This window comes from Candidatus Binatia bacterium (assembly GCA_029248525.1).
In the GTDB taxonomy this organism is placed as follows: domain Bacteria; phylum Desulfobacterota; class Binatia; order UBA12015; family UBA12015; genus UBA12015.
The window spans coordinates 1-9,224 of sequence record JAQWJE010000047.1; the positions used below are offsets into that span (position 1 = coordinate 1).

A 9,224-nucleotide genomic window follows, 5' to 3' on the forward strand; every position below is an offset into this window, starting at 1 on the left:
ACCGGTACCCCATCGGTGCGAGCCGCCTGGAGGCAAGCCAGCGTCGCCGCCGCTTTCGTCATGCCGCGGAAGGTGATGGGCTCAAGCGGGCTGGACTCGGTCAGCGGGTGCGATTGGGGCCCGTATTCCAGTGAACTGCTCAACTGCACGAATTTCTCGCTGCCAGCGGCGCGCACGGCTTCGAGAAGATGGAAGGTGCCAAGCACGTTGCACTCCATCGCGCCATGACGCTGGTCTTCTGTTCGCGGATGACCTCCCCCGCCCACGGCGCAATTTACGACCCATTGCGGACGCAGGTCGCTCACCAGATCGAGGACCGGGTCGCGTTGCCCGAGGTCGACGGCATGGACATGTATGCGTCCCCGCAACTCCTGCAATCGCCAGAGATCTCCGTCCGGGCGAACGCAAACATGCACCTCATCCCCACGCTCCACCAGTTGGTGTGCCAGATTCGCACCTACGAAGCCCCCGCCGCCTGTGATCAAAACCCGCTTCACCATAACCTCGGTTGCCTTCTGGCCCAAAAGTACCCGCGATGCAATCTCATCATGTCAGCTCTGGTGGCGACGGCTGTAGAGCCATGCAGTAAACATCACAAGGATTGTCAAGGCACTCACCGCCGCACCAAGATAGAGGGAAGTCGGGCGGTAGCGATAGACGATGCGGTGGGTGCCCCGTCCGATGGCGATGCCTCGGTAGAGTACGTTGGTGCGGCGAAGCGGAGCGTTCACGCCGTCCACCGTCGCCTCCCAGCCGGGGTAGTAGAGATCCGTCAGGACGACAAGGCAATTTGGGCGCAGGCAGGTTGCCTCAATTACAACTTCTTCTGGCGCGAAGCGGAGGATGCGGGATTCACCGCTCGATGCGGTGGGGCTGTGGTCGGCCAGCGCTCCATGCTCCAGTTCGGGGAGGGCGTCTTCGAGGATTGCGACCTCGCTCGGCTCGAATTCGGCCGAGCGAAGCTGCGCGGCCGCCCGCCGTGCATCGGGCTCCTGTACCGTCCGGGCAACAACCCAAGTTCTGGGCAATGCCGACGGACGCTCGATCACGATGGTTTGCGGTAGGGTACGAACCTCACCACCGACCACCTGTCTGAGTGTCCGCCGTCGGCTTGCCCTGCGGGGGCCGGGCTCTTTGCGGGGCGCGGCGTAGAAACGCACACTCATCAGGTCGAGTAACCGGAGCCGCTGGTTCTGTTGAACTGCTCGGTTGGTTTGGGTGAGAGTGATCGCCCCATGCCAGAACGGCGGCACCTCGTCGCCGAAGAAATAGTCGCGATAGGCCCCGGGGAGCTGCGGATCGTAGTCGGGGACCGTGAACAATTGGTAGAACGTGCCAAGCTTGTAGGAAAGGCCCGACCGTGGGCGATCGCCGGGAAACGCGGCGAAGCTGCCAATTCTTTCGAGAAACACGCGCTCAGTCCCCCCTCGCTTGCGGAGATCCCGGATCAATCCCGGAGGTGCATAAGGCCGGTCGACCTGCAGCACCGGGTGGCTGAACTGGAGATCGGTTCGCGCATAGAGATCGATACCGACCGCGGCTGCGATCAATAGGGGGACGAGACCGAAGACAAGGGAGCGGTCTCGCCATTTGCCGCTGGTGTGCCTGCGCTCGAGCGGGAAGATGGATCCGGAGAACCGCTGAATCCCCTCAACGCCGATTCCCGCAAGGACCGAAAAACAGAAAACCCAGACGAAAAGCATCCGGCTGGGTGAGCGGAACAGGTCGCCCAGAGGCAAGGCGTGATAGAAGGCAAAGATTGGCGTTTTGCCGCCCAGAGTGAACATCCCGGAGACGACCGCGGCGACCAGAAAAAACAGCCACACCTTTCTCCGTTCTCGGTCGGCTCCGCCGGCAACAAGCAGTGGCAGGGCGAAGAGCGAAAGGTAAACAGGCAGGGTCCATGGCTTGGTGGCGCCGAGGATCGGCACAAACCCGGCGAAAATTTCGTGCAAAAGGGCCTTTGTTCCGAAGGAAAACCTGGCGGCTTTCCAAAGGGACAGACCTCCCAGGTCTCGCGTGCCTTGCTGGGCGAGTTCGAGGGCAGGCAGTAGTTGTACGCTCATGAGCCCGACAGCGATGAGTCCGGCTAGTGCACCCAGGCCCGCCGTGCGCAGGCGCTCTTTTCTTGCGCCGAAGGCGAACAGGCAAAAAATCCCCCACGCGGCACCCAGTTGCACGGAGTAGAGGAATCCCTGTGCGTAGCCACCCAGAAAACAAAGAGCGATTACGATCCCGAGGACCAGCACTCGCCGGATCTCCGGGCGCTGCACCAGCCCGATCACGGCCCAGAAAATTGCAGGCAGCCAGACCATCGTCGACAACCACACGGGATGGTAGAAGTCGTTGAAAATCTGCGTGGACAGCATGAAGCTGAATGCTGCCGTGATGCATGCAGCCGTCGACATTCCCAGCCGATTACACAACAACCAGGAAAAGAATCCTGCTGCCGCCAGGTGGGTGATCGCCTGCAGGGCGATCACTCGTGCGGGTGAGGGGGCAAGCTGCAGGAACAGCATATTGGGCGGATAGAACAGGCCCCGGGATTGAAGCGAGCTGAACGGGATGCCCGCCAGTTGGTAGGGGTTCCACAAGGGTAGCTCCCCTGCCTGAATTCGCTGCCAGGCATAGACCACCTCCGGCCACGTAAACCGAAAGATGTCGCTGGCAGCAAGGCCGTACTCCTGCGGTGCATCCAGGTGAATGCGGTGAAACCAGAGGATCGCCGCCAGGAGGCCGAATCCTCCGAGCGCGAGAAGATGCCTGGGCCACCCGGTCTTCATGTCAGCTGGCTCTCTCCAGACCCGCTAGTCATTCGAGCGAATTGCCTCGACCAGCTCCAGGCGGTCGCGTTGGACTTGGTCAGTGCTCCGCTCGCTCAAGCCCTGATAGAGCGCGGTGATCTCCGCGACCACCTCGGCCATATCCCGCGTCTGCGTGTCTCGCCGGAACGAGCGACGACAGAAACAGAAGCCGCTCTCGAGTCGGTGTAGCTCCCGGAGAATCAAGTGTGCCGGGATCGGATCGCCGCGATGGACATCGGTCATTCCCGCAAAGCCGAAACGTGTATCCGGGAAGGCTTCGCGGACCCGTTCTACGGTTCCGTCCGCAACGGCTCGGAAGATGTTGGTGTAGCCCCGGTCGATCGCGAGATCGTTCAGGCCGACGTAGATGAAATCAAGACCCATGCGGCCGAACTCCGGGGCAAGGGATACGGCGGCGTCGGTCTCGACCAAAATCGCGGTTTTGCAGCGACCCGCCACCAACGCGAGAAATCCGCGCACTTCTTCGATGGTGCGCACCATTGGAAGAAAGACGCAGTCCACGCCCACTGCAATCGCCTCTTCCACCTCCTGTGGTGTCTGGTTGCCGAAGGAGTTGATGCGACACCACACGCGGGCTCCGGGTAGCGCTGTTGCTGCTGCCAGATCTTCTCGGCTGGCGGCGTCGATCTCGGTATCCTGCCCCAGTTGCCGGCGTTCCTTGCCGCGCCACTCCCGGTCCACCAGAAAGGTGCGGACGCCGGCATCGAGAACCTGGCGCAGTTCCTCCGAGCGGTACCCTACGTATACGAGTTCAATTGGTTGCGCCGCCATCATTCCGTCCTTTGTGCCCATCCTAGCAAGCTGCTCCCGAATGGAAGCGAGAACCTCGAGAATGCAGCGACTTCCATGGCGTTGCATGCCCCTAGCAAGCGGTTCAGCCATGCCGGGGGGGTGCGCTCGATTCCCGACGTGCGATCGCTGCGACGCCATCTCGATGCGAATACAAGCGGGAGGAGCAACGCCTGATAGTAGGTGTGGCCGTCGAGTGTCCAGCCGCTAGCCTCCAGCTCGCTGCGCAGCAATGCCAGATCATAGCGGCAGCGGTGGCCTGCCGCCTCATCCGTATGGCTCCATAGCCACGCAAAAGCGGGTACGGAGATCAGCAAGCGAGCCCCGGGCCCCGCCAGCCTTCCCGCCTCGCGAAGCAGCGAGAGTGGATCGACATGTTCGAGTACGTCGAGAATGGAGATCAAGTCGAATTGTCCGCTGGCCAGCGGCACACTTTGTACATCCGCCGCGATCACGATCGCGCCGCTGTCCCGGGCGGCCGCCTGAGAGGCTAGCGCGTCGTGTCCTTCCACGCCCACTGTCGTTCCGGCAAAGCCGCCCAGTGTGCTCAGGAAGCGACCCGTTCCGCAGCCCAGGTCAATTGCCTTCGATGCTTGCTGGCTGCGCGTACGCGTCAGGATGCGCGACAGTAATCGATCGCGTGCCTCGAACCAGAAATGGTTCTGCTCCAGATCGCGCAGGTGATCGCGCCGATCGACAGAGAACCCCGCCGGAACGAAAGACGTCGTGGTCGTGGCAAGGTAGCCGGACCGCAGCTGCGGTGCCCATCCGCAGCTGCAACCTGCCTCGACGTCGGTGAAGTCCGACCCGCAGCGGCCGCAGCGCCATCGCAATGCCTCGTTCACCCCGGCTCGCCTCCACAAAAAATCCGGCGCTCCTGGGATAGGGCAGGAAGCTGGAGTGGCGCCCCTCCCGAGGTCATGCGGCACATCTCGAAGATCCAGCCAGAATTGGGGGCTTCAGCGCGACACGCTCGCAGAATGAGCCCACGCGATGGGCCGCCCCCCGGGTCGCAATCGCCTATCCGATTCCGGTTGGATCGTTCCTGAGTCGAGGTTTGCCGGGCACGAGCGTGGTTGTGGAGCGCCAAGTGGAGTGCACGCAGGTGGGCCTTGTGAGCGGTGGGTGGCACGAGCGCCCTGTCTACAGCAAGGGCGTTCTGCTTGGCAAGCCTGAATCTCACTGGCGCAGAGGGGTTTGGGGGCGAAGGGTTGAGTCTGCAAAGCCGCCCAGCGGCTCTGCCACAGACGGGAAGATTGATCCCCGGCTTGAGATTTTCCCGGAACCTGCGCGGTGTTGGGGGGGGTGATGGACATAGACCTTGCAGCGGCAGGGAAATGCCCCGTCCCGTACTGAAGATCCCTCCCGCACTTCACATACGGGGAGGGATCCTTGTGCGGGGAATGGCCACCACCGGCAGGAGAGTCCGACCTCCAAGGGTTGGACTCCCGCCAGGCTCGGTGATCCCTCAATGCCCGAGGTCGTGGAGGAATCCGTTGCTGCGCTCCCTCCAGATCTCCTCGCGCTCGTATACCGTCGCTCCGTCCACGTAGACGGTCACGCGGACCAACGGGTCAACCGCAGCGGAAAGGTCGCTGAAGGCCTTGAACTGCACGCGCCAGACTCCATCTCGATTCAGAGTCGTCTGCATGAGGGAAATGCCGTCTCGCGTCCCGCTGCCCTTTCGCGCTCTGCGATCGAGGAACTGCCACTTGTGGCCGCGCTTGGCGACGTCACCCTCCAACAGCGTACCGGTGTAGACGCTCTCACCGCCGCTCTCGATCTCGATCTCGATCTCTGCCGTCGCAGGATCAAAGTCCGCCGGCAGATCGAGGCCCAGCTTGAGATAGACGAGGTCCTCTCCGTTGCGCCGGAAGCGGATCTTGGACGGACATGGATGGTTGCAGATCCGCGGCCAGCTCGGCGTCACCGTGGGTCCAGGCGTTACGCTGGGCGTCGGCAGCGGCGTGGGTGTCGGCGTGGGTGCCGGCGTGGGGGTCGGCGCCGGTGTGGGAGTCGGCGTGGGGGTCGGCGTCGGCGTGGGCGTGGGCGTCGGCGTGGGGGTCGGAGTCGGCGTGGGAGTCGGCGTGGGAGTCGGCGTGGGAGTCGGCGTGGGAGTCGGCGTCGGCTCCGGGTCCTGGATGGCCGGTACCGCGAGATCCTCCACCTCGCCGTTCGATGCCGGTCCGCTCGCCCCGTTCAGATCTGCTCCGTCACTCGCAATCCGGAACCGGGCAAATGAAGAACCGGAGGTCGCACCGGCCGGAATCGTCCAGCTGAGAGTCGCCGAGGATGCACCCGCACTGACCTCCACCAGGTCCGAGCTCTCGTCGGCTCCGTCGAAACTTCCGTCAGCATTCCAGTCGATCCAGCCACGAACGAATGCATTCGCCCCGGTGCCATTGTTGACCGGGATGTCCACGTCGTAAGCGGAATCCCCCAGCACGTAGTTGTCGAAAGCCGCGCTCGTGATGTCTTCGTCATTCAGTTCGCGATCGTTGTCGCCAGTAGCATCGGCTGACACGGCGGCGTTATCGGCCGAGTCCGGGGCTGTCGCGCCCAGGTAAAGAGCATCCGCGAGCACGATGTGCCGCGCACCGTCATCGTTCAACAAGGTGGCATAGGAAGCGGGCGCATCACCAAAGTCGATATCCGCCGTTTCAGCCAGCGAACAGCGCGCGCCGTCATTCTTGGTCGAGCTCGGACCGTGAGCAAAAAACGTCACGGAGGGAACGGCGCCGCCGGTAGGGGGGGTGCTGAGGTCGACGCGGAAGATATCCCCGGTGGCGTTGTGACTGATGTAGAGGAAACCCTCGTCGTCCATGAACTGGGCACCAAAGCCGGAAGACGTATCGGCCGAGATCTCTTCGGAGAGGTCTCCCAGCAAGGCGGTGTCTCCGCTATCGGGATCCACGCTGACGAGCTTCTGCTTGTTGCTGACGCTGTAAGCGATGCCGTCGATTGGGCTGAAGGCCATGTCCACGCCGGTCCCGGGTCCCCTGACCGGTACAGGGCTCGTGTCCGGCAGATTGGTCGCCCAGTTCACCGCGTGGAGATAGGTCGTTCGTTGCGGGTTGAGGTCGATCTTGCGCCAGTTGGAGCCCCCCGCGGTGCCGGCATAGAGGTAGCCGTCAAGATCCACGTCGCCCGAGTTTGCTTCGAAGACCTCGCTCGTTCCGACGAAATTCACGATAGGCAGGCTCAACTCGTTCCAATCCCCGTCGACAAAGCCGATCCGGTTTGGGCTCGACCCACCGGTCCGAATGCTGCCCCAGATGAGACCACTGAGCACGTCGTAACCAACGCCATTGAGCTGCCCGGTCCAGGTATCGACTTCGAGGGCATTGTCTCCCGTGACCAGGTCCACGACCCAGAGCTCGGAGGGGTTCTTCTGGAAGAGGTAGCCTATCGAGCCGCAGGGAATGTCGGCGCCGCGGGTCATGTCTCCAAAGTCGAGACCCGTGACATTCGACCCGGAGAGCGTGAGATCGATGCGATTGGCCGTGGTCGACATGTACCCGTCCGGGTCGCGAATCGTACCGCGCGTAACCTCCTGCGTTGCGGGGTCGACCGCATCCATACTGGGAGTACAGACCGTCAGCGCGCCAGGTGTCTCCCCGGCCGCTTCGTAGATCTGCACAGTACCGGAAGACGCAACAGAAAAAGAATACGTGCCATCGCCAGCCGTCGCGACGCTCTCGCACCAATCGTCTTCGGGGTCGTAGACCACGACGGTCACGCCAGCGAGTCCCGTATCGCCGCTTGTGAAGCTCTGGCTCGCGTCAGCGTCGTTGTAGACCCGGCCAGAGATGGTGACTGCGGCCTCCGCCGCAATCGGCAGGAGCAACAGTGTCAGCAGGAGGAACCTGCGAAAAGCGACGGTACAGCGAGTGGTGGGCAAGTGCATGGTGGAACTCCCGGGTTGGAGCTAATAGGACGCGGCCAGGAAATCCTCGATCCGCGCCAAGTTAGTTGGGGTTTTAGCCTAAGGGGGCCTCCCTCAACAGACTCGGTTCTGATTAGAACCTACGCCCGGACGACAAAAACCTACGATTTTACGCCAAGCTTTGACTGCCCTGCAGGGGCCATACGAGCGGATGTCTTGAGGCGATCGCGTCGACGCTTGCGCCACTCCGTCGGGGAAACACCACGCTCGGCTCGGAAGGCATTCGTGAAGCTGTTGGGCTCAGAGTAGCCGAGCAACCCCGCGATCTCGGCAACCTGGAGATCGGACCCAGCGAGGTATTCCTCGGCCAACTCGATCCGGACGCGCCCGAGCACCTCGCGGAACGAGGTACCATGCTCCGCGAGTCGGCGCTGAAGCGACCGCGCACCAATCGCCAGCTTGCGAGCTACCTCTCCCACCCCGGGAGCTCCATCGCAGAGCATCTCGGCGAGCTCCGCCCCCACTTGCGTGGGCAGATCGCGGCCGGAGGCACTCTCCAAGTCGCCCAGTCGTGTCCGGACAATCGGCAACTGGCTGCGATCGGCACCCACGACCGGCAGGTTCATCGCGGAAGCCTCGAAGCGAACCGTGCTTACCCCGTATCCAAACCCGATTTCAACATCGAGATATGGGCAAACCGCGGAGCGGCCCACGACATTCGGATGTTGGAGACGAACTTCCTTCACCACCGAGTCATCCCCCACGAGCCGCTGAATGGTCCGGACGATGCTGGCGAAATGGAACTCGATCAACTGCCGGACCCGCCCCGCCAGGGCCGGGGGCGTTACGAAACCGATCTCCGCGACGTCTCCCTTTACCTCGAGGCGGGAGGCCTCGATCGGGCCGAAGGAATGCTCCTTAGCGTAGCGTTCGAGGTTCTCCATCGCCGTTCTCACCAACGGCGCGTTCAGGATCACGTAGGCAATCAGGCCGAAATCCTCGATGGGGGCCTCGAGGCCCAGGTGGATTCCGAACCACGGATCATCAAGCTCTGCAGATGCGGCCTCGAAAAGATCGGCCAATTGCTCTGCCGCCAACCAACGGTCGGGAGCGTCAACATCAGCGGGGACCAGTCCCGCCGCTGCCAGCACGCGCTCGGGCGCCCCCCCGTGCGCCCGGATGTATTCCGGAAGGTGGTAGGCCGAGCTGAGACGGATCATCCCGCTGCTTCGCATACCCCTGTGATAGCAACTTTCGGGCAAGCGGTTGTCAACGCGCTGGATGCCGCTGGCCTTGAGCCAGCAGGGAGGTGCCCCGTCCCGTACTGAAGATCCCTCCCGCACTTCACATACGGGGAGGGATCCTTGTGCGGGGAATGGCCACTACCGGCAGGAGAGTCCGACCTCCAAGGGTTGGACTCCCGCCAGGCTCGGTGATCCCTCAATGCCCGAGGTCGTGGAGGAATCCGTTGCTGCGCTCCCTCCAGATCTCCTGACGGTAGGAAACATGAAGGCCCTTTTTGCCCAAGCGACGCTCTATTCGTCAAGCCGAATCCTGCCACAAGCAGTCGCTAAATCGCCTTCCCGCCCGTGGCAGAGCCGCTGGGCGGGTCAGTTTTCGGGCTCAAACGGCGGCGGCGACGCCGCCGGGCGGGCGCTCACAAAGCGCTGCGCGTGTAGCAGAACTCGAATTTGCTACGCGGCCTCGTAGCGAAGGGCCTCGAG

General features: G+C 62.9%; 6 protein-coding genes. All 6 read right to left on the minus strand.

All coding sequences use genetic code 11. The features are described from left to right. On the minus strand, positions 1-500 hold a 500-nt coding region (locus P8K07_11940), incomplete at its 3' end, for an SDR family NAD(P)-dependent oxidoreductase (GenBank protein MDG1959226.1). Between the two features lie 51 nt (positions 501-551). Further along, positions 552-2,783 (minus strand): hypothetical protein, encoded by a 2,232-nt coding sequence (locus tag P8K07_11945; protein MDG1959227.1) that lies wholly within the window; start codon positions 2,781-2,783, stop codon positions 552-554. Positions 2,784-2,807: 24 nt separating this feature from the next. Then, a complete protein-coding gene (locus P8K07_11950; GenBank protein MDG1959228.1) occupies positions 2,808-3,617 on the minus strand; it encodes a hypothetical protein in 810 nt (269 codons plus the stop codon). After that, entirely contained in the window at positions 3,596-4,459 is an 864-nt protein-coding gene (locus P8K07_11955; protein MDG1959229.1) for a class I SAM-dependent methyltransferase, read from the minus strand. The genes P8K07_11950 and P8K07_11955 overlap by 22 nt, the downstream gene beginning before the upstream one ends. A gap of 623 nt (positions 4,460-5,082) precedes the next feature. Further along, positions 5,083-7,521 (minus strand): GEVED domain-containing protein, encoded by a 2,439-nt coding sequence (locus P8K07_11960; GenBank protein MDG1959230.1) that lies wholly within the window; start codon positions 7,519-7,521, stop codon positions 5,083-5,085. Between the two features lie 140 nt (positions 7,522-7,661). Beyond that, positions 7,662-8,735, minus strand: coding sequence for an AraC family transcriptional regulator ligand-binding domain-containing protein (locus P8K07_11965; GenBank protein ID MDG1959231.1), 1,074 nt, complete (start codon positions 8,733-8,735; stop codon positions 7,662-7,664). Between the last annotated feature and the right edge of the window lie 489 nt (positions 8,736-9,224).